The sequence below is a fragment of the Mucilaginibacter sp. AK015 genome, from assembly GCF_014200785.1.
In the GTDB taxonomy this organism is placed as follows: Bacteria; Bacteroidota; Bacteroidia; order Sphingobacteriales; family Sphingobacteriaceae; genus Mucilaginibacter.
The window spans coordinates 492258-516932 of sequence record NZ_JACHCV010000002.1 but is presented as its reverse complement, the minus strand read 5'-3'; the positions used below and the strand labels follow the sequence as shown (position 1 = coordinate 516932).

Sequence of the window (24675 nt, the reverse complement as noted above, 5' to 3'; positions counted from 1 at the left end):
CATTTTAAGCATGGTCTGTGTATTTTGTGTGTAACCCCCGATTTTAAGAGTAGCGCGATAACGATTGTTAATCGCTAAGGTCATCCTGCTCAATGTCTGTTGTCTTGTTATCCTTCGGCAAGTTTGCCTTCAACATCACCCTGCCCTTTTTAGTTAAGGTACAAGCCGGCGATCGTGCATTTTCCTCGCCCTTCGCTATATTTATCAGGTTGTATTGTTTCAGGTCCTGTAAATCGGCTTTGCTTATATTTATGGCCATTTCTTTTTCAGCGATAACCTTAAGCGCTGCAACCACATCTTCGTGTTTCATAACATTGTATTAAGTGTGACGCAAATATGCGATAAACTATAAAAGCTACCTAACCATAGCTTTTGTGGTGAAGGATTTTGGCTGTATTGCGCAACGTTTATCCCGTCAATACGTTCGTTGCTGTAAAACCTTGGGTGTTTTAACTTTTACAGCATCGCTCTTTGATTTAGTAGCAGGTACAGGCTTGGCTTTCAAGCTATCCTGCTTAGTCCGGATAACTGGCGCTGTCGTCGCCGGTGGTTGTTTAATGCCGGAGCTATCCTGTCTTGCTTTTACAATAGAGGGGCTCGTAACCCCTTGTGTCGCTGTGCCTATACTATCCCTGCCCACCTTTGTGCTGTCGGTTCGGGGTAAATAATGCTGTAACGAATCCTTGCGCGCTTTATCGTTTTGTGCTGCATCTTTTGGTTTATTCGCATTAACAAGCTTTTTATCGGCTGCCGCCTGTTCGCGTGCTTTTTTTCTATTATAGGATGGGATGATAGATTCTTTAGAAACCGGCCTTTCTTTAGGCTTCCATATAAAGCCTTTCAGTATCTTATCGTCTTCAGAAAACTTAGCCAAAGGACCGTAACGGTGTTCGGGTTTGGTTAAAAATACGATTTGCGAGGCAGTGCCATTTTTGAAATAAACGCGCATGCGGCTGCTTAACGATCGTTGCATGCCATCAACCTTTTTAAGGCTGTCGCGGCTAAAGTAAATGCTTTCGGCATTTCCTGCAACGTACATCCTGTCCAGTTTGTCGCTTTTAAAAAAGCCTTTCATCCTTTTACCACCTACCTGGTTAAAATTGGTGGAGTCGCCCTTTTCAATATTTACCACAAACGATGAAGGGAATAAGTTAAGGTTATCCAGCTTTTTATTTTTCATCTGCATGGTGATGGTATCGCCCGATAGCTGCGAGCCCTGGGTCCATATCAGCGGGTTTATAAAACAATGAAGGGTAGAGTCGCTGTAACTGTAAAACATCGAGTCGGCCTTGGCCTGAAGATCTGATTTGAACAGCTTAGCGCCATGATAGGCTTTAATTATCCTCACCCTGGCCGTATCGCTCAGGGTAACCGGCGGCGTAAAAAATATCGGATCGTTTTCTACGGCGTTTGCATCGCCCCCTTTTGATGCAGTTTGGCCTGGCGCGGCAGTTGCGCCGCCTTGTCCTTTCGCATTCCCTTTAGCCTGGGCAGTTGCTTCGGGTTTCGGCTTCCCGAAAAAATCGGCATGCAGGTGCAGCGTGTCGGTTTTCCATTTCGGCGCATTCAGGGTTAAAAATTTGTCGGCCTTTTTTTGTTGCTCAGGAGTAAGCTTTTTAGTTTTAACACTGGTGTCGCGTACGTTGAGCAATCGCTGTTGCTCCTGCATAATCTTCAGATCTTTATAGGTAAGTATCTGGGTTTCCAGTGTATCTGCAGATATATAAATAGAATCACGTTTTACCTTTTTCTCAGGCGTCGCTTTGGCTGTATCCGTTATCGGGAAAGCAGCCAGGCCCGCACCTTTGGCGGGAGTACCGCCCTTTACCGGCTTAACGCCCGCTTGGGGTACCTCAACCGCGCTATCAGCTATTACCTGCAAAGGTACCATCCCAGTTTTAGAAATGCCCGGGCGCGATTTAACGGCCAGTGCATCAGCCTTTTTTACTAAAGCAGCTACGCCGGCCCGGTTATTTTTTAATGTGTTTTGAACTTTGACAGTTAATGTATCTACATCGGTAGCAACAGGTTTTTGCAACCCCTTTACCTGCACTGTGCCCGGGGGTGGTTTAATAGCAAACGCATTTGCCTTTTTTACACCGGGCGCTGTTTTAACTGCGGGGTTGGCTTTAGTTCCGGACTCTAAAGTCATCGTATCCGCTTTGGTGGTGTCCTTTTCTTCGGTAACAATAATTACGTATGGGTCCTTGGTTACAACGGTGCGTTCGCCTTTTTTATAGTAGGTAGCCAGGTCGCCCTTGAGGGTTACATTTTGTTCGCGGTCGTGAAAGGTAACGCGTTTAACCGCGCGACCATAACCATTTATTTTATCATAAAATAAACTGTCGCCGGTCAGGGTTTTAGTACCCTGTTTGTATAAGTTCTTTTTACCAAAAAAAGCCTGTTCGGTAATAGTATTGTATAAGCCATTCTCGGTGTATAGCGTATCTTTTTTATCCTTAGTATCGTAAATGTTTGTGGGCCCGTAAAAATAAGCTATCCGGCTGCCGGTGTTGTAACGCAGGGTATCAGTTTTTATCAAGGCATCCGGCGTTATCAGCACCACGTTATAACGGAAATAAGAGTCTCTTGAAAAGGCGAAGTAATAACCGTTCTTGCTGGTGAGGGTATTGTCTTTATTTATCAGTTTACCGCCTCCGGTATAAGTACCAATGCGGGTAGCGGTGTTATAAGTAAGGTAATTGGTGGTTAAAATAGCATCCTTATCAATCAGCCTCACGTTATCTGTAAGTACAGCCACCTTGGTATTGCCATTGTAATTAAGCTTATCCGCGTAAATATTCAGCGTATCGCCCTGGGTTATATGTACATTGCTAAAAGCGTCGAAGGCATTATCTTCAGCATAAAAATATGCGCTGTCTGACCGCATGATGGAATAATCCTGTTGAAAAACACCCTGGTAAACTTTGATAACATTCCGGCCGTTTAGCTTAATAACCTCGCTGCTTTTTGATTGTATAAGGTGCACTACAGATTTTTTCTGCGCCGATACGGTTAAGGTTATGATCACTAAAAGTGTACTAAGAATGTATTTTATCACAATGGCAAAATTAGTTTTTTGCTGGGGTTATTAAATTAATAATTTTGATGTATGCTTCCTGTTAAACGCTTTGTTGAATTTATTGGACAAAATAAGTTATTTACACCTGCCAACAAAATACTGGCAGCTGTAAGCGGAGGCATGGATTCCGTTTTAATGGCCCATTTGCTAAAGGCGGCCGGCTTTAATTTTAGCATAGCACATTGCAATTTTAACCTGCGCGGCCCCGAAGCTGATGCCGACGAGGAGTTTACCAGGCAGCTTGCCCTGCAAATGGGGGTTAGCTTCCACACTGTTAAGTTTAATACTCAGCAATACGCTGCCGATAACCGGGTATCTATCCAAATGGCGGCCCGCGATATGCGGTACCGATGGTTTGATGAGGTCAGCCAATCAGCAGGTTATGATGTCATTGCGCTTGCACACCATCAGAACGATACTATCGAAACAATATTGTTAAACCTTACACGGGGTACGGGCATTGCTGGTTTGCACGGCATTTTGCCCAAAAACGGCAACCTGGTGCGCCCCCTGCTTTTCCTGACGCGCAACGAAATACAGACCATTATTGCTGCGGAAGGTTTAACATATACAGAGGACGCCTCGAACGCCTCGGTTAAATACGCCCGGAACAAACTGCGGCACCAGGTTATCCCGATATTAAAAGAGCTTAACCCCAACCTCGAGGCCACTTTTGAAAGCAATCTGCGCAAATTCAGGGAACTGGAAATGCTGTTGAACCGTGAGGTAGATGGATTAAAAAAGAAGCTTTTGCTAATTGAAGGTAATGAAGTACACATAAGTATTAACGAAATAGAAAAGCTATCGCCTAAGCGCTTGTTACTTTTTAAATTGCTGTATGATTACGGCTTCAGCGAAATGGTGGTTGATGACCTGATAACAGTACTTGGCAGGCATCCGGGCAGGGTTTTTGAAAGTGCAGGGTTTACCTTATTGGTTGATAGGGGCAGGTTAATTATTTCGCCAAAAGCGAGTGTAAAGGATAAGGCAGTTAGTATTAGCCCGCGCGATACCAATGTGGGGTATAACAACTATAAATTGACTGTGCTGCATGATGATAGTCCGCTTATTGTGAAGGATAATCCGCTGGCGGTTTCGGTAGATGCGGAACTGTTGGTTTACCCGCTAACGCTTCGTGCATGGCAGCAGGGAGATACTTTTTATCCACTGGGGATGAAGACCAGGCAAAAGCTAAGCGATTTTTTTATACATCAAAAAGTGCCGCTGCATCAAAAAGACGGTGTGCCGATACTGGTAAACGGCAATGGCGATATCATTTGGGTTGGTGGTTACCGTTTGAGCGAAAGGTATAAAGTAAGCGATAACACTAAAAAAGTTACTATATTCGAACTGTATAAATTATGAGCGATAAATCGGTTTTTATTGAAAAACAATACCTGGGCCGCGAATGGATACCTATAACCATACGCCTTGTTTTAGCCATGTTTTGTTTTGCTGCTTATTTTTTTACTGACGAACGGGAACGCAACGGCGACTTGTTAGCCATCGTTGGGTTTGTTATCATTATCATATCCATTATCATGGGCTTCCTGCTGCACTTTAGCACCCGTGTTATCAACAAAAGCATTTTACTTGACGGCCTTTGGAGCACCCGCCGGGTAAAAATAGACCTGAACAGTATTGTGAAGGTTGAAAAAGGATCGTACAGCAGGTATTTATTTAATAACCCGGTTTATAACCTGCACACCAAAGGTACCATACGCTTTTACGCCGCCGGTAACGATGCCATACACCTAACCGATAGGGATGGGCTTGTTTACATCATCGGATCGCAGCATGCCAATGAGTTTTTAAGGGCGATAAAAAGCGAAATGAAAGCGGTATAACCTCCGGATAGCCTGCCATTGATTATTGCTAAAACATCAAAAGTGTAATTACCTCATTATCAAGCATTCATGACTGTTCACAGTGTTCACGTGTGCCGAACGTGAACACCTTTAATAATATTACAGTCTTTTTTTGTGAATGAGGTTTTTCCTCAGTGCGTTTTATAGCTGGCCAGGTCGGTATAGATCTGGCGGAACGAACTGCGTACGCCGAAAGTTATCATGGCGGTCTTGTCGTTAAAATCGCTGTTCTTTTCGGTACGGTATATGCCTCCCAGTTCTAACCTCAGGTTGTATTTGGGGTTAAGTACATAACCAATTTTACCCTGCAGGTATACCATGTTTGTTTTTAAGCCTTGCCCAATAGTGTTGCCATATTTAGCTAACGGTGTGGTATAATGCTGAAATATGTCTTTACCGTAGTTTATACCATTCATATCAAGTCCGTAATGCCCGTAATCTACTTCACCCATCAGGTCAAAACGTTTGTAGGCGTAGTTAAGCAGCGCAACCACTTCGCGAAAGTTGGCGCCCCAGGGGTGCGCCAGCGGCTCGCTATTGGCCGAATAATTTAGTATGCTGGCCCTTTCCGAATAGGTGTAAGGCCTTACGGTGTTGGTTTCTAACAGGTAGTTAAGATTGGTAACGCCGAACAGGTTTGCGCCCTTTACCCCGAGCTGATAACCGAATTTATTGTTTGAATAACCCGGGTTAGAGAAGAACTCCTTAGCCGTAAATTCATCAAGCGAAAACTGGCCGTAAGCAGTTAGGCCATCGGTTAATTTGTATTTAGTTGTAAAACCTATCAGCGCGTTATCAGGCGAGCCATTTGCGGCTTCAACAGGCCTTAAAAATATTACCGGGTTTATGTAGCTAAAATCGAAACCGTGGGTGTGGCCCTGGTCGTCCTCGTTGGCCCAGATGATAGAATCAAAAAAGCCAAGCGACAATCGGTTACTTACGTTCCAGTCAAGGTAATGGAATATTCCCCACTTATTGCGGTCTTTAAATTTGTCGCTGGTGCCGGCAGGGTCGCTAAAGTACGCCCACATGGCCATATATTTTACGTTGCCCAGGTTTGCCGTAAGCTTGAAAAAAGGGTACGGCGAAGCATAATCAGATAATAGCAGCGAGCGGTAGCCGTCGCCGATAAATGTTTTATCGCGCCCGGCGCTTATGTTTAAATACTTAACCGGGGTGTACGATACATTAGCCGTAATATAATCCCACGAGTAATCGTTGGGGTTATTGTTAAAGGTATTTGCATACGCCTGCCCGGGCACAATACCAACCTGCCTGATGTAGGTAGAGATATAATCCGGCACCCTGGCCTGGTTCAAATACCCCGATACACGATAAGAAAACTTTTTACCGGCAGTACCTCCAAATTGCAATCCAAGCGAACTGAGGTAGGTGTTTTCTTTAGCAGAGAGGTCCCGGCCAATATTAAAATCGGGCAGCAGATCGGCATAAAAAGTAGAGTTTACACCTTTCACATCTACCAAATGTTCGTTAAACAATTTGCGGTACAATACATTACTGTTTGATGCATCGCCGCCATAGTTCATGATGGAATCATAGCGGTGCATTAGCAGCGAATCGTCAACAAAAAATGGTTTTATGGCAGTATGCAGGCGGGTTTTGGTTGAGTAAGCATCAGCATTAAACTTTTGATAAAAGTCGTATGAGTACGGCTGGTATACCGATTGAGAACGAGCGATGCCCACCGTAATCAGTAGTAATGTTATGCTGATAAATAATCTCTTCATATTGATACCGAATGAACTAAGCTATTCAAAGTAGTTTAACGTCTTAAATCCCCCTTTTTTCATGTGCTCGTCCTTTTTTGCTAAATGCAGGTCAGACTGTACCATATCAGTAACTAGGGCTTGCAAATCATAACTTGGTTGCCAGCCTAATTGTTTTTTTGCTTTTGAAGGGTCGCCAATTAACAGGTCAACTTCCGTAGGCCTGAAATAGTTGCTGTCGACCTTAACAACCGTTTGGCCAAACCTTAAAGCATCAGCGTTTAAGCCTAACAATTCTACTTTTTGCTGGTCAATATCAATAATAACGCCTCTTTCATTTTCATCCTTGCCGCTAAATTCCACCTCGATACCCAACTCAGCGAACGACATTTTAATAAACTCGCGAACGGTAGTGGTAACGCCGGTTGCTATTACATAGTCCTCTGGCTTCTCCTGCTGCAACATCAGCCACATCGCAACAATATAGTCCTTAGCGTGGCCCCAATCGCGCTGCGCCGATAAATTACCTATATACAGGCAATCCTGCAGCCCTAACCCGATCTTGGCAACCGCGCGGGTAATTTTGCGCGTAACAAACGTTTCGCCGCGTATAGGGCTTTCATGATTGAATAATATACCATTGCATGCATACATTTGATAGGCTTCGCGATAGTTTACTATTATCCAATACCCGTAAAGCTTAGCCACAGCATAAGGAGAGCGTGGATAAAAAGGCGTTGTTTCGCTTTGCGGAACATGCTGCACCAAACCATAAAGCTCTGATGTAGATGCCTGGTACAAACGCGTTTTTTTGGTAAGTCCCAATAGCCTGATGGCTTCTAAAATACGGAGCACGCCAAGTCCATCCGCATTGGCGGTGTATTCAGGGGAGTCAAAGCTTACTTTAACGTGGCTTTGTGCGCCAAGGTTATATATTTCATCGGGCTGTATTTCTTGTATAAGCCGGGTTAAATTCATGGCATCGGTAAGGTCGCCGTAGTGTAGCTGCAATTTAACACCGGTTTCGTGCGGGTCGTGGTAAAGGTGATCTATCCGGTCGGTATTGAATGATGATGAGCGGCGTTTAATGCCATGCACCTCATATCCTTTTTTAAGCAAAAATTCAGCTAAATATGCGCCGTCTTGTCCGGTTATACCCGTTATTAAAGCCTTTTTCATTAATAAATAATATAAAATGCAATATTATTTAAATTAATTGTAAAAGCTTGTATTTGGCAGGGTAATATCGAACGCTGAACACCCGATAACGAATGATAAATTGGGGAATTCGGTGTTGGATATTCGACATACATTATTCGATCCTATCAGATGCCCGCAACAGTATCTTCCAGTTCGCGGTACCATTCTTCGCCGTATTTACGAATGAGCGGGCCTTTCAAAAACTCGTGTACTTTTACCTGTAGTTCGTTGCCAAACGTACATGCAGGGCTGCAAATGCTCCAGCGATCATAGTTAAGCACATCAAACTCGGGGTAAGCCGTAATGCGGATAGGGTACAGGTGGCAGGATATTGGTTTTTGCCAGGTTATCGCGCCTTGCTCATACGCTTTTTCTATGGCACATTTGGTAATGCCGTTCTCCCAGGTTACGTAAGCGCATTCTTTATTTACATCAACGCATGGTGTAGTATAATCCCCTTCAAAATCGGTTACATGGGTGCCTTCGCGTTCAATGGTGGCAATTCCCTTGGCCGTCATATAAGGTTTTACCTTTGGATAAATATCTGCCAGTATCTCCAGTTCGTCGTGATTTAAGGGCGCGCCCGAGTCGCCTTCCAGGCAGCAGGCGCCTTTGCATTTATTCAAATTACAAACAAAATTGTTTTTTATTACATCCTCGTGCAATAACACGCTTCCAACTTCGATCATCAGTATCTTTATTTTTTTACCGGGTTTAGGGGGTATTTAAGCCCGCTGGCCTGTGTAAGATCCATTACTAAACTGCCAACTATCAACTCTACATGCGCTTTAACGGGTATGCGGTTCTTATCGTTGGTTATCCACAAATATAGCTTACTATTTTTTCGGAATATACGCCCGGGGATAATTGTAGGATTGAATTTTAAACAGTCGAATGTGCCCAAGCCGCATTTTACCTGCTCGTGGCCCATAAATGTTATGGTAAGCGTATGTATCCCATCCTCTAAAAAGTAACGCATACTTAATTTATCGCCCACCTTTAATTTTGAAACATCGATGTTACGTGCAAAGTAATATGCTGATAAAAAATCGAACACATTGCCTTTAAAAGGGAACTTGCCCTTATCAGCGGTTATTATTCCGGTATCGTGGTCAAAAGTTACCTTATCGCTATGCCGGTAACTCGACTCCTGCCTTTGCTCGGAATAGTAGTAAGGCAGCAAGGTTTGCGGATTAATAAAGGTTTCGTATCTGTTACGTACTTTAAAAAGCAGGTTAAATGTACCGGCTGTTTTAGCGTCGGCGAATATATGGAGTGCGGGGTGGTTGTCAAACTTAACAGGGCTGCTTTCTACTTTTATAACGGCCTCGGCCGCGGTAAATATGCCATATTTAAGCTTATAAGTTATTTGTTCGCCGGCCTGAAATGCAACTTCGTTTGTTTTGGTTACTTCCTGGCTAAATGCGGCCGAAACACCGGCAAGCATTAGCAGGAATAAAAAATATTTCTTCATGTATTTGATATAGACGCAATTGCCGCCAAACGGTTTAATCTTTGCGTTTATAAATGGGTACGGTAGAGCAGGGTTCGCCGAACATCAGGCTTTTTGCCACCGGCGTAAGCCTTTGCGTTAACTCTACATATGCAGATACCGGCACCGGGATATCACCGCAGCCTTTAATCACTACGCGCTGATCGCGGTATTGCTCCACATCAAGGCGCGAAACCTCTTTTACAAACAATACGGTTTCTAAAACTTCAGCATCGCCGAAAACTACCTGGCGGGCATACGGCGCCAAACGGTTGGCCAGTAACATATATGCCCAGGCAGGTACAATGGCGTCGGCTGTGCAGGTAACCGCAACATTTTTGCCCTGATATTGTGCCCAATCGTGTGTTTTTACAAACTCGCGAAAATCTTTTTCGCGCAGTATAAGGCCGTGGAACAAGTTGTCTTTGATATCATAAACCACACGCTCGCCCGGTGCGTAAAACTGCGCCGGGTCTAAAGTGACCAGGCCGCTTTGCGCCACTTTATTTATAATGTTTTCCTGTATCTCCATGGTATAAAAAAAATCCGGCAATAACTATAACGTTATTGCCGGATGTAAAATTACTTTAAATTTTTGTTACAAGAACTTCGCCCTGTTATCTTTTACATTCGCCTTATCTTTCAGCGCATCAAGCACCTGGCCTTGCGAGCGTTGTGCAAGCGCCTGGCCTATCTGTTGTTTCTCCCTTACATTGTTTGTAAGCTGTGCTGGGTTTGTAAAGCTATCCAACGTAAATACATAAACGCCTTGCTGGCCGGCGATAGGTTTAGAAAGTTTGTTTGGCTGCGAACCAAATACCGTACCTACCACTTTATATTCGGCTGTTGCACCTGGTATTACCGGGTTGGCAAATACTATGTTTTGCAAAGGCACTACTTTGCTGCCAACTTTTTGGGCAACCTGATCGATGTTTGAAGCGCCATTTAAAGCAGCCTGGAATTTATCGCTAAGCTGTTTTCCTTTAACCTGTATGCGTACCATGGGTTCAATTTGTTTTTTAACAACATCCAAAGGTAAAACGCCTTTTGGTTTTATAGTGGTTAAACGGGCAACCACATACTGGTCGCCAACTGCAAACACCTGGTCAGAGAAAGTGCCTTTTTCTGATTTAAAAGCCCACTTTACAATGTCGCGTGCGTTATCTAAACCCAATACACTGGCAGCGGTAGCGTTAACGTCTTCGGCGTTTTTAATAGCCAAGCCGGCCTTCTTTGCCTGCGCGTCGAAATTTTCGGCGGTTAACGAAGATAAAAACGACTGTGCCCTGGCGTAAACAGCTGCGGTTGTTTTAGTGCTTGGCAACAATGGTTTATCAACTACGGCTACTTTTACCACTCTTGATGATCCTTTTTGATCCAATATCTGAACCACATGAACACCAAATTGAGTGGTTACCACCTTTACATCGCCAACCTTTGCATTAAAAGTCGCCGCTTCAAATACCGGATCCATAGTGTTACGGCCAAAAGTGCCAAGGTCGCCGCCTTTTTCGTTAGCTACCTTATCAACAGAAAAGTTTTTTGCTAACTCTGCAAACGGCCTGCCGCCTGCAATCAGTTTTTTAAGCGAATCGGCTTTGGCAATAGCTTTATCAAGGCCGCCTTCGGTGGTAGGGTTCAACAAAATGTGGCGTGCTTTAACCGAGTCGGGGCCAATTTTTGAATCAACAAGCTTGGCGATTTTGAAGCTGCCGTTTGACAGGTAAGGGCCGTAAACAAAGCCTTTGTCCGCACCGAACATTACCGAATCCAGCTTTGGCTCTAACTCGCCTTTTTTGTGATAGGTAAGCTGCGCCTTTGTTTCAGAGTTGATCTGTACAAAAAGTGAATCGTTGGGGGTTGCCTTAAAATCAGCCGCTAATTTATCAACCTGCGTACGTACTGCTGCGGTATCGGCTTTTGAAGGTGCCGCGTTAAAGCTTATGTATTCAAAGCTGCGCAACTCCTGCGGGTTTTTAAACTCTGATTTATGATCATTATAATAAGTGCTGTAATCGTTGTCAGTTAGTTTAACGTTAGCATCAGGTATTGAAGCATAGTCAAGCACTGTGTACTTAAAGTTTGCCAGTTTGTTTTTTGCAAGGTAATCGTCCTGAGCATCAAGCGCGTTAACGTACAAGCCATTGGTTACCAAAGCCATATACTTTTGCTGCCTTTTTGCAGCGATCAGTTGCTTAACAAAATCGTTCCAGGCCTCTTGTTGTTTAGGGTCTACCTTTGCAGATTGCAGATAACCTAAAAACTGGTTAAGCTTCGTTTTATCAAACTGGCCTTTATCATCAACAAACTGGCGCTGTATCTGCGGGTCGGGGTTGTTACCACTGATCATTGACCTGGTTTCGTCATCGCCTACCACAATGCCCAGTTTATTTATCTCTTTATTTAAAAGTAACTCTGTTAAAAATTGGTTCCAGGTTGTCTCCTGTATGTAGTTGGTGATCTGAGGTGTAAGGCTTTGGCCAGACTGTTGCTTAAACTGCTGTGTGCTTTGCTCTAACCTGTTATTAAAATCAACATACGGAATTTTTTCGCCGTTCACTTCGCCGATGTTATGAACATCATCCCTGAAAAAAGCACCTCCTGATTGTACCACTTCGCCTGCTATAAACGCAAAAAGCGCCAATCCGATAACTCCTGCGAGAATTTTTCCCATTCGCTCCCGCAAATAACTCATTATACCCATACAACTATATATATTTTATATTTCTCAAAAAGAGGCGCAAGATACAATTTTTACTAAAATTCTATAACACAAAAATTTGCGTAAAAATTACTGCCCTTTATTGCGCAAGGCTGCCGTCAACATGGATAATGGCAGTTGAGTTTTGAAACTTCGGATTTTGCAATTTATCGTCGGTTACAAAGCTTGTTCCGGTCATTTCGTCGCCGTTAGGTTTTGTCATTACCACCTTTTGGTTTGAATAGGCTTGCTTTTTCTTCATATCCCATATCAACTCTTCTGATCGGTACACAGAACCGTCGCTCCTTGTAGCTACCACATGCTTTTTAAATACAACAAGTTCTTTTTGGCCGTAGTAATACCCTGTATCGGCAATAATATTGGCTTCCTCGGTAACCTTGGGTGTATACAAGATCACTTTTACACCATTAGGCATCACCTGGTAAGGATTTTTTTTGGTAGCATACTCTATAAGCAGGGGGGCCGTTAGCTGCGCCTTTACAATACCCGAGTCGCTCAGTATCATATTAACGCCGGTAGTGCGCTGTATTGGTTTTGTAGCATCAGCGGCAGCAATTGCTTTTACCTTGTTAATGTCGTTTTCGCAGGCGGTGAAGAATATGCCTGTAAAAACAACCGGTAAATAAATGCAAAGTTGTTTTAACCTGTTTTGCATTATACAATGTTAATCAAACCTGTACTTCTGGAACCACTTGTCATTAAGGGTGAATGATAAATGTACGTTAACGTAGTTTTCTTTAACCAGGCTGTTTACCAGGGTGCCCCGTTTACCAATTTCGGCGGCAATGTTTATTTTGTAAAAGCTGGAATTATTAGCTCTTAAAGGTAAGCCAAGGCCTACTGTAGCCGCGTAGCGTTTAATATCGGTATTATTTACACGTAAGTAGGTTTGGTCGTAAATGAAGCCTAAACGATAATCAACTGCGGCAAAATAACTCGAGAGCGAGTTGATGTTGGGCGTAAACTGGCCGCCTACATTAAAAGTCTTGCTATCGCGCAGGCCCTTATTTACGCCTGCAACTGTAAGTTTCGACCAATTGCTCATGGTATAATCGGCACCAACCAAAAATTTCCCGTCGTTTTGAAAAGCTATACCGAAACGGTTTATGCTCGGCAGCTGTATTTTTGCAGATGGTTGCTGGTTGTTTATGATACTATCCGTAGCAACACCTTCATCGCCGGTACCATTTCTGTAATAACTGCTGACAATGTAGCTGTTAACTGTATTCAACTTGGTATTTGCTGATGCAGAATAACCAAAGGTTAAGTGTTTTTTCTCAGAAAAATCTACCGAATACTGGATGCCGTAATCGTAATTTAAGCCGCTTATACTGTTGCCTTCTTCAATGCGGGAGTTTAACACACCGGCCAATGAAGGTACTTCTGTTGATTGAGTTTCTTTAAGGTTACCAAAAATGTAAGAGATGTTACCACCTATTGACAGGTGCTTGCCTATGCCGAAGCCGTAACCTAAATAAAATTTCGACAGACCGCCATCACCGCTATAAATGTAGTTTACGGCGCTTGTATCGCCCGGAAGGCCGGTACCAAAGTTGGGGCGTACCTGCCTGTAATTATAGCCAAGTTCGCTGTAGGGCATTAAACCAAAGCTAATTGCCGACCGTTTTGAGATAGGCAGACCAAAAGCAATATGGCTAAGCCGGAAGTTGGCGTTGCTTTGCGACGACTGGCCACTTTTTTCGAGCGTATTGAACTTGCCGTACAAGCCTATATCAATAACCGTTAAGCCGATTGAAGCGTACGAAGCCGGATTAAGCGAGTTTGCATTATTAAAATTATTAATACGGTTGGTAGCTACGCCAATACCGCCCATGCCCACATTTTGTGGCATTAGCATTGGATCGATATCGCCAATGCCATAGCGCGAATATGGCGAACTGGTAGTTGCAGTAGATTGCGCCTTAACGCCAAGTGCCGTTGCAGTAAATAAGAATAGTATTATTACGAACCTTATATATTTAATCATTATGCTGTTGTATAGCTGCGTTTAATCCTTTAAGAACCAGGTAAGGCTCAATTTTAATATAGGGGGCAAAGATGCTATTTTTCAATAGAGTATCAAAAAAAATACTGTCGCCCCCGCTTAGTATGATATTGTACCCTGCTGCTGTATTTATGTAATTATTAATAAAGCCTTCCAGCTCGTATTTTATTCCGTTTTGTACCCCCGATACTATTGCCGATGCGGTATCGTTGCCATAGGCCGCTGTAAAATTTTGATCTGCTTTAAGTAACGGCAGCGCAGCGGTATAATGGTTAACGGCTTTATAACGCATATTTAAACCCGGTGATATACTGCCGCCAAAATAATTTGCGCCGGCGTCAATAAAATCGTAAGTGATACAGGTACCCCCGCCTATAACAATGTTGTTTGCACCCTGATATAAATGGTTTGCACCTATTACCGCCGCCAGCCTGTCGGTGCCCAGGGTAGCGGGTGTTTTATAATGGTTATTAATACCCGCTGTTATATTGCTGTTAAAATACAATACCGGCAACGTATTGCTAAGTATGGTTTGCCAGGGTTGTGTTTCTGTTTTTACAGATGATATGATAACCTTGTCTATTTTATGGTCGGTTAAAAAAGCATCCAGGTCCTCCTGTACGGGTTGCTGGTATTGTTGTACTTTAAGCAGGTTGTCGTTATTAAAAACGGCTACCTTGGTAAAAGTGTTTCCAATATCAATAACCAGGTTAAGCATCAGGCTTTTGCCAGTGACAGTATCGATTCAAAAATGGCAAGGCCATCCTGGTTACCTACAATGCTTTCTGCCGCGCGCTCCGGGTGTGGCATAAAGCCAAATACATTACGCCCCGCGTTGGTTACCCCGGCAATGTTTTCGATAGAGCCGTTAGGGTTGCTTTCGTCGGTAACGTTACCCGACTCGTCGCAATAACGGAACAGCACCTGGTCGTTATCATTTATGGCCTTTAATACATCAGCATCTGCAAAATAATTACCCTCGCCATGCGCCAAAGGTATTTTTAACGCGCGTTGCGGGTCAATTAACTGCGTAACAAGCGAGTTTTGGGTTTGCGCTTTCATGTGGATGTTGCGGCAAATAAATTTGCGGTTTTTATTATGCAACAGCGCGCCCGGTAAAAGCCCTGCTTCTGTAAGGATCTGAAAACCATTGCAAATGCCCAATACTTTGCCGCCCTTTGCCGCAAACTGTATAACTTCCTGCATAATAGGCGAGAAACGGGCAATTGCGCCCGAACGCAGGTAATCGCCGAAAGAGAAGCCGCCCGGCAAAACAATAAACTCAGCACCCTGCAGATCATGGTCTTTATGCCATAACCGCACTACCTGCTGGCCCATTACCTTTTCAAGAACGTGGATGATATCTTCATCACAATTGGAGCCTGGAAATATTACTACACCGAATTTCATGCTACAAAACTAATATAACCGCTGAAATTTGAACGAATGTAAAAGTTAAAAAGTGTTAAACTGAAAATATATAATACTGATAAGCAGCAATAAATACAAGGTTTCGTACATCCACCTGATGTTGGCGCTGATGAAATAATAAGACAAAAATACCGCTACCGGTACGGCGCACAACAAAAAATGATTGAGGTTAAATTCAGATTTTACGTAAAACGATAACGCGCCGATCAAAAAAATAAAAAACAGCAGCTGAAACGACTTGCGTACCTGCACATAGCTTTTATAATAATTTTGCTGTAATTTAAAAAAATACATGCCTAAAAGCAGCAATACCGGCACCAGTACCAGGTAGTTGTAATGATTGATATTGATACGGTTTGGAAATTTGGTGCCAAGGGGGGCCCATATATGGTAAAAGCTGCCCAGTTTGTTGTTGAGGTAATAAAATACCGCGAAGAAAAAGAAGATGGTGAGGTAACCCAATATGCCTGATACCCATTCGCGCCAGTTAAAAGGTTTAAATATGATAAGCGCTATCCAGATGGATAAGAATAAGTATATATAAGGAAGGTAAATAATTGAACCAATTGCTACGATCATGCCAAGATCATAAGCGGTGGATTTTGCATCATCGCCTTTATAAAAGCTGAAAAGTTTGAACAGCATCCATATCACCAAAAAATTGCAGATAAGCGGCGCGCTCAGCACCATAAATGGCGTAAACAAGGATGTTAATGTTACATACATTAGCGATGGTAAAAATGTTGGCTTGCCCAATAAGTTAAACCGGTTTACCAGGTAATTAAGTAACAGCGCCTGCGATAGTATGATAACCGCCGCTAAAAAAATATTGGCTGCCGGCGAAAACGCGTACTCATACGATACCGGTACCAGCAGGCGGGCAAACGGTTCAACAAAAATAAATTCGAGTTTATCAGGTACCTGTGCTATGTAACCAATACGGAGAATGAACAATAAAATAGCCAGCCATAAAACGTTAAGCGGATTAAATACCTTAAAAATGCTGATCATACGGGGTGGCTATATGGGCAAAATTAGCACAAAAATTTAGAGAGTTGAACAGGTTGCAATAATTACCTGCACCCTCCGGTTGGGAGAGAATCGAAACAGGCCAATGCTTATTATTGCCTCCGCGCATTATTTTGATATCGATGTTGTACGTTATTGCCTTGTGTATTGCTTCACCATTTTATCTACTATCTGGGCGGTCTCGTCCGGGAAATCGACCACAATGCGGCGGTCATCGGCCAGCCATTGTTTAATGCGATATACAAAATCGTGGTTGATGCTGTACACCACTTCAACTCCCAGTTTAGAGGCCGACAGCGCATTGCATTGCTGCTCGTACTGACCGCGCATAGGTATCATCAACACCTTTTTGCCCAAAAACAAAGCCTCCGCAGGGCCTTCAAAACCACCGCCGGTTAGCAGGCCGGCGCAACTGGCAAGGCTATTATTAAAGGCCTCATTATCGATCGGAAAAACATTTACGTTGCCCTCTTTATATGCGGTTTTTGTACGCTTGCTAAATATATGCCACTCAGCATCGGTTTCTTTTAAATGCTTTATCAGCGTTTTATCGCCGTATGCCGGCAAGTAAACGGTATAATGGCCCAGGTTGCTGGTTACCATGTTGCGTATATCGCTGCGAATGACCGGTGTGTGTATAAAATCGTCGTACCGCTCAAAATGAAAACCGATATGATGTGTGGTTGGCGAATAATACTTAAACAGCCATTCGGCGTAATTCCATTTAGCCGGGCGTGGGGTTTTTTTTGAAATGAACGAACATTGGTGGCTTAGCGACACCGACGGTACTTTTTGCAGGCGGCAAGCCCAGGCGCTAACGGGCTCAAAATCATTAATGATCAGATCATACTGGTTTAAGGGAATGCTGTGCATATCTTTCCAAAGCTGGCGCAGGTTCATGATCTTAAATGTAGCCCAGTTATCAACCCCGCCTTTTTTGCCAAATACAAAACTAAAGCCATGAAAACGGTACTTAAGCGGCTGGCTTAGGCTTACCTCGGCCTCTGTGCCGCTCACCAGTAAGTCAACGTCGCCATATTGCTGCAACAGGGGCACAATTTCGCGGGCGCGGCTGATGTGGCCATTCCCTGTACCCTGTATACCAAACAATATTTTCATAGCTGTAGAATTGCGGGCAATTTAGTAAAGAAATGTGTTTCGGAGGTGAATAATCGATTAAATAGATGTGAAGTGTTTAACTTTTAAAACGCATTAAACCTTGTTATGTACAAATAGTCGAATCCCCGTAACTAAATCACATTATGAAAACGCTAAACCTATTATCATTGCTTTTTTTCGCTATTCTTTTTTGTAGCACAGCATCGTATGCCCAGGAAGTTTTGTCAGCGGATAAAGCCAGCATCAGGGGAAATACGGATGTTGTTTTTAAGAGTAAAAGCATTAGCCGCGATAGCTTTGTAGTAGCCGACACCGAAAACGAATTATCAGATAAAAAACTTAATGTGTATAATGCCGCTAAGTTCAGCAAACGGCCCGCGTATATTATATATCCTACCATTACCGAAGTTTTTAGCAAAGAACGGCTGCAATTATTGGTTCGCGAAAGATCGCTTGTTATCAATTATTATGTCACCAAAACGGGTGCGGTTAAAGAGGTTACGTTCTCTTTCAGGAAATTTACCACCATTAATGCCGATGAACTTGCAAAGCTGGAGTATCGTATCCTTAAAAATATTTCTTTTAATATCCCGCCTAAAGCAACAAAAGGCGAGGAACTTTTTATTTTACGCGATGAAATTCCTTATCGGGGTATACTGGACCGTACTGTAATATAATATCATCGTACTTCCTGCTTAAATCTTTCTAAAAGCTTGGTGACGTCCAGCTTCGCGTTAAGGTCTTCTGCGTCAGTCAGGTCGTCTTCGTCGTTATCTTGCTTAAAGTCCTCGGCCCGGTACTTAAAAACAGTCCACTGCTTGTTGTTGTATTCCAGCGCGGTAAGGCTCTCTACCCAATCGCCGCTGTTGAGGTACAGTACGGAGCCGGTTTGTTCTGAAGATTGTATCTCCCTGATCTCGGCATGGTGTATATGCCCGCAAATCACATAGCTGTATGCTTTTTCTACAGCCAGGTCTGCAGCGGTTTGCTCAAACTGGTTAATAAATTTTACCGCGTCCTTAAACTTTGCCTTTATTTTTTGCGAAAAGCTCATTTTGGGCCTGCCCATCGCGGTTAACAGCCAGTTGGTAAGGCTATTGATAAGGATGAGCGTATCGTACCCAACCGCGCCCATTTTGGCCAGCCATTTAGAGTGCTGCATGGTAACATCAAACACATCGCCGTGAAATATCCAGGCTTTTTTACCGTCGATGTTCAGTACTATCTTATCGAGCAGCCGAAAGGTGCCCAGGTTAAAATCGGTGAATTTACGCAGCATCTCATCGTGGTTGCCGGTAAGGTAATACACCGGGATGCCCTCGGTAACAAATTTAAGGATGCGGCGTACCACCTTCATGTGCGCTTCGGGCCAGTACGATTTGCTGAATTGCCATATATCAATGATATCCCCATTAAGGATAAGCATTTTAGGCTTGATACTTTTAAGATATTTTAGGAGTTCTTTGGCGTGGCACCCATATGTGCCTAAGTGCACATCAGAAATGATGACTATATCTACTTCGCGTTTTGCCATTAAAGTTTACAGGCTAAATAAATAGCCGTTAATTTTATTAATTGCTGATAGCCGGCAAATAGGGTTATTCCTCGTCGTCTTCTTCGTTAACCTTCAGTTCGTAAGGGCTTAAATAGAATGCGCCAAGCAGCACCAGCAGTCCTATTACAAACAAGTAAGTAAATTCAAAATTCATCTTCTTATTTTTACAAATGTCGCGTTATCAAGTTATTACAGTGTTAAGACTGTGTTAAATGTAAAAGGTTACGTAATATTTAAAATAATTATTAAACATAGCCATACCGCCTTAAAGCGGCTTAATAACTCAAGTTAACAATATCATATGAAAACGGCGTGAAATTTTGGTTAGTACAGCAGGTTAACCACTCTTTGCAAAACTATTTTGTATCCTGTCCAGCTGTTTTAAATGATGCTGTAAGTGTACGCGAATAAATTTGAACCATTGCGCTGCGTTAAGCATGCCCAAACGCGGGTGCTGCCAGCGGGCGTTTTTGGGCGCATCGCTTATCAGCATGCTTACACCATCAATACGCTTACGGGTTTTTACCAGCAGGTTTTTGGCTTCCTCTTTATCAATTTTAGCAGGCGCTATTTTGGCGGCTACTTCTTGGGGCATTTTTACTTTAAACGGAGGGAACAAGCCGGTTATCAGTAAATAGCGGCCCCAAAAGTTTGGCCCTTGCTTAGTAGGGGGGCAATTGTTGTGGGTACAACGCTCCAGGGCGATACTTGCGGCTAAGGTTGATTTAAGGATATGGTCGTAAACTTCCGAGTAACTCCAACCGCCAATTGGGGGTGTTTTGGCAAACTGCTCATCGTGATAGGTATCTACCAGTTCGCGGTACTTATCTAACGCGTTATCAATGGCACGCCGCTCTTTGGTTGGGTTCATAATAGTAAAGTTAACTCTTTTAAATGACTGATCTGCACAGCCACATCATCCGGTTTTTCTAAATTAAAAGGGTTAAAATAAATAGCATCCATACCCACGCCCATAGCGCCGCGTATATCCGCCTCAATACTGTCGCCTATCATTACGCTTTCAGGGACGGTTGCACCGGCCAGTTCAATAGCATGCTTAAATATCTGCGGATCGGGTTTGTTAACGCCAACGACTTCGGATATGATGATATTTTTAAAATAAGGCGCAAGATTGGTACCCGCAACCTTCATCTCGGTAGCTTCTTTAAACCCGTTCGAAATAAGGTGTAATGTGTATTTGCTTTGCAGGTAGGCCAGTGTTTCATGCGCGTGCGGAAAAAGGTTAGTTTTTGTTGGCCCCAAACTAACATAGGCATCCTCAAAATCGGCGGGCATCAGGTTGGGCTGTACGCCAAGTTCAATGAACGTAGATTTGAACCGTTCTTCGCGCAGCTCATTTTTTGTTATCTCGCCCAAATGATACTGTGCCCAAAGGCGGTGGTTGTGGCGCGTATAGGTTTCAATGAACAGGTCGGCGGAGTGCAGGCCAATATCTTTTAGCTTGTAAGTGCTGTAAAGCTCGTGCAGGGTTTCCTCGGCGTTCTTATCAAAATCCCAAATGGTGTGGTCAAGGTCGAAGAAGATATGTTTGTAGATTTTAGAATTACGATTTACGATTTCGGATTGTGGCATGAAGCAAATTTATCACATTTAAAATCGTAAATCTAAAATCGACCATCGTAAATCCCTACGCCTTCTCCCCAAACGCTAAGTCCCCTGCATCGCCGAGGCCCGGAACAATGTAAGCTTTGCTGGTCATTTCATCATCAACGGCACAGGCCCATACCTGTACCTTGGGCAAGTTGGCCCGTACGTGGGCTATACCTTCGGTGCTGGCAATTACAGCGGCAATGTGCAGGGCTTTAAGGTTGTATTGCGCCATAATTTCCTTGCAAACGCAAACAATGCTCTGCCCTGTTGCCAGCATGGTATCGCACATGATCAGGGTTTTGCCCTCCAGCCGGGGATTAGAAATATGATCTATCTGGATAGTGAACGCCCCGCTCTTTTTAACTTTGCGACAAGCTGTTACAAAAGCAGAATCGGCTCGATCGAAAAAATTGATGAACCCCTGGTGAAAGGGCAGCCCGGCACGCAGAATAGTTGCTATTACCGGCTGGTCGGTGAGCTGGTTAACATTGGCGGTACCCAAAGGTGTGTGTACATCTGTAGCCGTATAAGGCAGGGTTTTGCTTATTTCGTAGGCCAGTATCTCGCCCAGCCGTTCCTGGTTCTTGCGGAAACGGTACTTATCCTGTTGGATGTCTGCATCGCGCAGCTCGGCCAAAAACTGGTTGGCAATACTGTTAGTTTTATTCAGGATGAAAGTATTTGTTGGCATGGTTAAATATACAAATAAGCATGGTCTAACATAAGCACCTCTGTTTAATAATTTAGTAAAAGAGCTGCGATAGCCCATATATAAATATATCACAAAATTGGTGACAGTGCTTTGTCAGTAGCCATATTGTTATATGATTGAAAATCAGGTGTTCACGAGTGTTCACGGGTGCGCAATGTGCCGAACGTGAACACTTTCGGCAATATCTACCTGCAAGTTTCTCTTTTGAAAAAAGATTTCGGTAGAACCATTTCACTGCTGACATAGGGTTGTCAACATAACCCGTTACTTCGTGTAAACATTGAGTTGTATTCAGGGTTATCACTTGCAGAGACATTTTTTACAACTAAAACGCTTAGCAAACCTGACAGCCTAATCACAAATGTCTGCCCACTAATCACTATTTTTGTAATAATGGATTTTAAAATAACTTCTCAATACGTACCTACCGGCGACCAGCCAAACGCCATTAAACAACTGGTTGAAGGTGTAAACAACGGCGACCCGTTTCAAACCCTTTTAGGGGTAACCGGTTCGGGCAAAACGTTTACCATTGCCAACGTAATTGAGCAAACGCAAAAGCCTACGCTGATCCTCAGTCATAACAAGACGCTGGCGGCACAGCTTTACGGCGAGTTTAAGCAGTTTTTCCCCGAAAACGCGGTAAACTATTTTGTATCTTATTATGATTACTACCAACCCGAGGCATTTATTCCCTCATCAAACACCTATATAGAAAAGGACCTCCAGATAAACGAAGAGATAGAAAAGTTGCGTTTGCGCACCACATCGGCGCTCATGAGCGGCAGGCGCGATGTTATTGTAGTGTCGTCCATATCCTGCATTTACGGTATGGGTAACCCCGAAGATTTTGCCAATTCGGTATTTAAATTCGCGGTTGGTACACGTATTAGCCGGAATGCTTTTTTACATAGATTGGTCGAGATTTTATACGCCCGCACCACCGCCGATTTTAAACGCGGTACGTTTCGGGTTAAGGGCGATACCGTTGACATTTTCCCGGCGTATATGGACTATGCTTACCGGATCAGTTTTTTTGGTGATGATATCGAGGAACTGAGCACATTTGACATCACCACAGGCAAAACCATCGAAAAGATGACCCACATGGTGGTTTATCCCGCGAACTTGTATGTTGCACCCCGCGAACGCTTTCAGCAATCGGTCTGGGCCATACAGGAAGAACTGGAAACCCGTAAAAAGCAGTTTATAGACGATGGTCGGTTTATAGAGGCCAAACGCCTGGAAGAAAGGGTTAACTACGACCTGGAGATGATACGCGAGTTGGGTTACTGCAGCGGTATTGAAAACTACTCCCGCTTTTTTGACGGCCGGGCACCGGGTATGCGCCCGTTCTGCCTGCTGGATTACTTCCCGGATGATTACCTGATGGTAATTGATGAGAGCCACGTAACCGTACCACAAATAAGGGCCATGTACGGCGGAGACAGGTCGCGCAAGATATCGCTGGTTGATTACGGTTTTCGTTTGCCTGCGGCGATGGATAACAGGCCATTGAACTTCCAGGAGTTTGAGCGCCTTGCCCCGCAAACCATTTATGTAAGCGCTACCCCGGCCGATTTTGAACTGGAAAAATCAGGTGGTGTGGTGGTTGAGCAGGTAATACGCCCAACCGGCTTGCTCGACCCTGTTATTGATGTTCGCCCGGTGATAAACCAGGTAGATGATTTGCTTGACGAGGTAGACAAAACTATAAAGATGGGCGACCGCGTATTGGTGACCACCCTTACCAAGCGCATGGCCGAAGAACTGGCTAAGTACATGGACAGGCTGGGCATTAAATGCCGGTACATCCACTCGGAAGTGAAAACTTTACAGCGTGTAGAGATACTTCGCGGTTTGCGCCTGGGCGAATTTGATGTATTAATTGGTATCAACTTATTGCGCGAAGGGTTAGACCTGCCCGAGGTATCGTTAGTGGCAATTTTAGATGCAGATAAAGAGGGTTTCCTGCGTTCGGAGCGCTCGCTGATACAAACCATTGGCCGCGCCGCCCGTAATGACAGAGGTAGGGTTATTATGTATGCCGATTCCATAACCGACTCGATGCAGATAACTATCGACGAAACCAACCGCCGGCGCGAGTTACAGATAAAATACAACCAGGAACACGGCATTATACCCAAAACGGTTGGTAAATCAAAAGAGGAAATAATGGAGCAAACGTCCGTTGTAGACTTTAAAGGCGGTGTACAGCAAGCCTATGTTGAAACGGATACCATGACCCTTGCCGCCGACCCGATAGTACAGTACATGACCAAAGCCGACCTGAAAAAGTCTATCGAAAACACGAGAAAGGACATGGTCGCTGCCGCAAAAAATATGGACTTTTTACTGGCCGCCAAACTGCGCGACGAAATGTTCGCGCTGGAAAAAACGATGGAAGAGAAGTTTTCGTAAATGTGCATAGCTCCACATTATATCTATCCATTCAATTTTTCCGTTATATATTTATATTTGTAAGCTAAATAAAACCATATGGGTTTAATACGTTTTTTAATTATTACTATTTGTTCGTTATATATTATACGCAGCCTGGTGCGTATATTTTTGCCTATGCTGTTTAACAGCGTAATAAATAAAGCACAAGAGCAGGCGCGTCAGCAACAGCAAGATTACTATCAGCAACAGCAACCAAAGGCGGATGGCCGTATACGGGTTGATTATAAACCCGACGCAAAAAGTTCTGTTCCGGATTCTGAGGGAGAATTTGTAGATTACGAAGAAATAAAATAATCTGTAATGTTACCCGAAGGGCTTTATAAACGCAGACGCAACCATAATAACACACCGCCATCGGTGCTGTTAATACTTACCAATTGTATTGTGTTGGCGGTTTTAATTCAGCTATATACCGGCTGCAGTACCATTAATAGTTTTTTCTGGGTGGTAGTTGCCGGCCTTGCGCTTTACAACGTCTACAACATCCGCCGCAACCGCGAAGAATATAATAAGCTTAATATCATAGTTTACATCATTAGCATATTGCTAATGATATTCCTGTTCTATTATTTCAGCGCCCAGCCCCACAAGTGCTAAGTAAATATCTTATAAAAAACTTATCGTTTCTAATCTCGTCCAATTTTCTATTTTTGAAAATT

24 protein-coding genes are annotated in these 24675 nt (G+C 43.6%); 6 read left to right on the top strand and 18 right to left on the bottom strand.

Annotated features, from left to right (window positions below):
* Positions 1 to 67: 67 nt before the first annotated feature.
* Both HDC91_RS11635 and HDC91_RS11630 read right to left on the bottom strand, forming a co-directional pair.
* Complete coding sequence (locus HDC91_RS11635; RefSeq protein ID WP_183552265.1) at positions 68 to 310, bottom strand: hypothetical protein; 243 nt, start codon at positions 308 to 310, stop codon at positions 68 to 70.
* 105 nt (positions 311 to 415) lie between these two features.
* Positions 416 to 3061, bottom strand: a complete 2646-nt coding sequence (locus HDC91_RS11630) for an OstA-like protein (RefSeq protein ID WP_183552262.1) — start codon at positions 3059 to 3061, stop codon at positions 416 to 418.
* 51 nt (positions 3062 to 3112) lie between these two features.
* Between HDC91_RS11630 and tilS the strand changes: the two genes are divergently transcribed.
* Positions 3113 to 4447, top strand: coding sequence for a tRNA lysidine(34) synthetase TilS (tilS, locus tag HDC91_RS11625; protein WP_183552259.1), 1335 nt, complete (start codon positions 3113 to 3115; stop codon positions 4445 to 4447).
* Entirely contained in the window at positions 4444 to 4929 is a 486-nt protein-coding gene (locus tag HDC91_RS11620; protein WP_162429632.1) for a hypothetical protein, read from the top strand. Before tilS ends, HDC91_RS11620 begins: the two co-directional genes overlap by 4 nt.
* Before the next feature lie 152 nt (positions 4930 to 5081).
* Here the strand turns inward: HDC91_RS11620 and HDC91_RS11615 are convergent, their stop codons facing one another.
* The 12 genes from HDC91_RS11615 to HDC91_RS11560 all read right to left on the bottom strand — a co-directional run bounded on the left by HDC91_RS11615 (position 5082) and on the right by HDC91_RS11560 (position 17675).
* Positions 5082 to 6698, bottom strand: coding sequence for a gliding motility protein RemB (locus tag HDC91_RS11615; protein WP_183552246.1), 1617 nt, complete (start codon positions 6696 to 6698; stop codon positions 5082 to 5084).
* A gap of 21 nt (positions 6699 to 6719) precedes the next feature.
* Positions 6720 to 7856, bottom strand: coding sequence for a GDP-mannose 4,6-dehydratase (gene gmd, locus HDC91_RS11610; protein WP_162429630.1), 1137 nt, complete (start codon positions 7854 to 7856; stop codon positions 6720 to 6722).
* Positions 7857 to 8002: 146 nt separating this feature from the next.
* Positions 8003 to 8566, bottom strand: a complete 564-nt coding sequence (locus tag HDC91_RS11605) for a DUF3109 family protein (protein WP_183552244.1) — start codon at positions 8564 to 8566, stop codon at positions 8003 to 8005.
* Between the two features lie 8 nt (positions 8567 to 8574).
* Entirely contained in the window at positions 8575 to 9351 is a 777-nt protein-coding gene (locus tag HDC91_RS11600; protein ID WP_183552241.1) for a DUF3108 domain-containing protein, read from the bottom strand.
* 34 nt (positions 9352 to 9385) lie between these two features.
* Positions 9386 to 9901 carry a DUF2480 family protein gene (locus HDC91_RS11595; protein ID WP_162429627.1) on the bottom strand — a complete coding sequence of 172 codons (516 nt, stop codon included), beginning with the start codon at positions 9899 to 9901 and terminating at the stop codon, positions 9386 to 9388.
* Positions 9902 to 9967: 66 nt separating this feature from the next.
* Positions 9968 to 12064: a peptidylprolyl isomerase gene (locus HDC91_RS11590; protein ID WP_255476710.1), complete on the bottom strand. Its 2097-nt coding sequence runs from the start codon at positions 12062 to 12064 to the stop codon at positions 9968 to 9970.
* Between the two features lie 106 nt (positions 12065 to 12170).
* Positions 12171 to 12746: an LPS export ABC transporter periplasmic protein LptC gene (lptC, locus tag HDC91_RS11585; protein ID WP_183552236.1), complete on the bottom strand. Its 576-nt coding sequence runs from the start codon at positions 12744 to 12746 to the stop codon at positions 12171 to 12173.
* A 9-nt stretch (positions 12747 to 12755) separates the two neighbouring features.
* Positions 12756 to 14078 carry a hypothetical protein gene (locus tag HDC91_RS11580; protein WP_183552233.1) on the bottom strand — a complete coding sequence of 441 codons (1323 nt, stop codon included), beginning with the start codon at positions 14076 to 14078 and terminating at the stop codon, positions 12756 to 12758.
* Positions 14071 to 14814, bottom strand: a complete 744-nt coding sequence (locus HDC91_RS11575; protein ID WP_183552230.1) for a type III pantothenate kinase — start codon at positions 14812 to 14814, stop codon at positions 14071 to 14073. Before HDC91_RS11575 ends, HDC91_RS11580 begins: the two co-directional genes overlap by 8 nt.
* The gene (gene purQ / locus HDC91_RS11570; RefSeq protein ID WP_162429622.1) at positions 14814 to 15506 is read right to left on the bottom strand and encodes a phosphoribosylformylglycinamidine synthase subunit PurQ; all 693 of its coding nucleotides are present in this window, start codon (positions 15504 to 15506) and stop codon (positions 14814 to 14816) included. The genes HDC91_RS11575 and purQ overlap by 1 nt, the downstream gene beginning before the upstream one ends.
* 45 nt (positions 15507 to 15551) lie before the next feature.
* Entirely contained in the window at positions 15552 to 16538 is a 987-nt protein-coding gene (locus tag HDC91_RS11565) for a DUF6427 family protein (protein ID WP_162429621.1), read from the bottom strand.
* A 150-nt stretch (positions 16539 to 16688) separates the two neighbouring features.
* Positions 16689 to 17675: a glycosyltransferase family protein gene (locus HDC91_RS11560; RefSeq protein ID WP_183552227.1), complete on the bottom strand. Its 987-nt coding sequence runs from the start codon at positions 17673 to 17675 to the stop codon at positions 16689 to 16691.
* Positions 17676 to 17818: 143 nt separating this feature from the next.
* Between HDC91_RS11560 and HDC91_RS11555 the strand changes: the two genes are divergently transcribed.
* Complete coding sequence (locus HDC91_RS11555) at positions 17819 to 18352, top strand: hypothetical protein (protein WP_183552224.1); 534 nt, start codon at positions 17819 to 17821, stop codon at positions 18350 to 18352.
* A gap of 2 nt (positions 18353 to 18354) precedes the next feature.
* Here the strand turns inward: HDC91_RS11555 and HDC91_RS11550 are convergent, their stop codons facing one another.
* From HDC91_RS11550 to upp, 4 genes are all read right to left on the bottom strand, one after another.
* Complete coding sequence (locus HDC91_RS11550) at positions 18355 to 19209, bottom strand: UDP-2,3-diacylglucosamine diphosphatase (RefSeq protein WP_183552222.1); 855 nt, start codon at positions 19207 to 19209, stop codon at positions 18355 to 18357.
* A gap of 358 nt (positions 19210 to 19567) precedes the next feature.
* Positions 19568 to 20101, bottom strand: coding sequence for a DinB family protein (locus HDC91_RS11545; RefSeq protein WP_183552219.1), 534 nt, complete (start codon positions 20099 to 20101; stop codon positions 19568 to 19570).
* Positions 20098 to 20823: a YjjG family noncanonical pyrimidine nucleotidase gene (locus HDC91_RS11540; RefSeq protein WP_183552216.1), complete on the bottom strand. Its 726-nt coding sequence runs from the start codon at positions 20821 to 20823 to the stop codon at positions 20098 to 20100. The genes HDC91_RS11545 and HDC91_RS11540 overlap by 4 nt, the downstream gene beginning before the upstream one ends.
* Positions 20824 to 20878: 55 nt before the next feature.
* The gene (gene upp / locus HDC91_RS11535) at positions 20879 to 21532 is read right to left on the bottom strand and encodes a uracil phosphoribosyltransferase (RefSeq protein WP_183552213.1); all 654 of its coding nucleotides are present in this window, start codon (positions 21530 to 21532) and stop codon (positions 20879 to 20881) included.
* Between the two features lie 414 nt (positions 21533 to 21946).
* Here upp and uvrB point away from each other — a divergent pair, with 414 nt between their 5' ends.
* The 3 genes from uvrB (at position 21947) to HDC91_RS11520 (ending at position 24613) form a co-directional block, all read left to right on the top strand.
* Positions 21947 to 23974: an excinuclease ABC subunit UvrB gene (uvrB, locus tag HDC91_RS11530; protein ID WP_183552210.1), complete on the top strand. Its 2028-nt coding sequence runs from the start codon at positions 21947 to 21949 to the stop codon at positions 23972 to 23974.
* A gap of 78 nt (positions 23975 to 24052) precedes the next feature.
* Positions 24053 to 24310, top strand: a complete 258-nt coding sequence (locus HDC91_RS11525; protein ID WP_183552207.1) for a DUF4834 family protein — start codon at positions 24053 to 24055, stop codon at positions 24308 to 24310.
* Between the two features lie 6 nt (positions 24311 to 24316).
* Positions 24317 to 24613, top strand: coding sequence for a hypothetical protein (locus tag HDC91_RS11520; protein WP_162429610.1), 297 nt, complete (start codon positions 24317 to 24319; stop codon positions 24611 to 24613).
* The last annotated feature ends 62 nt before the right edge of the window (positions 24614 to 24675 follow it).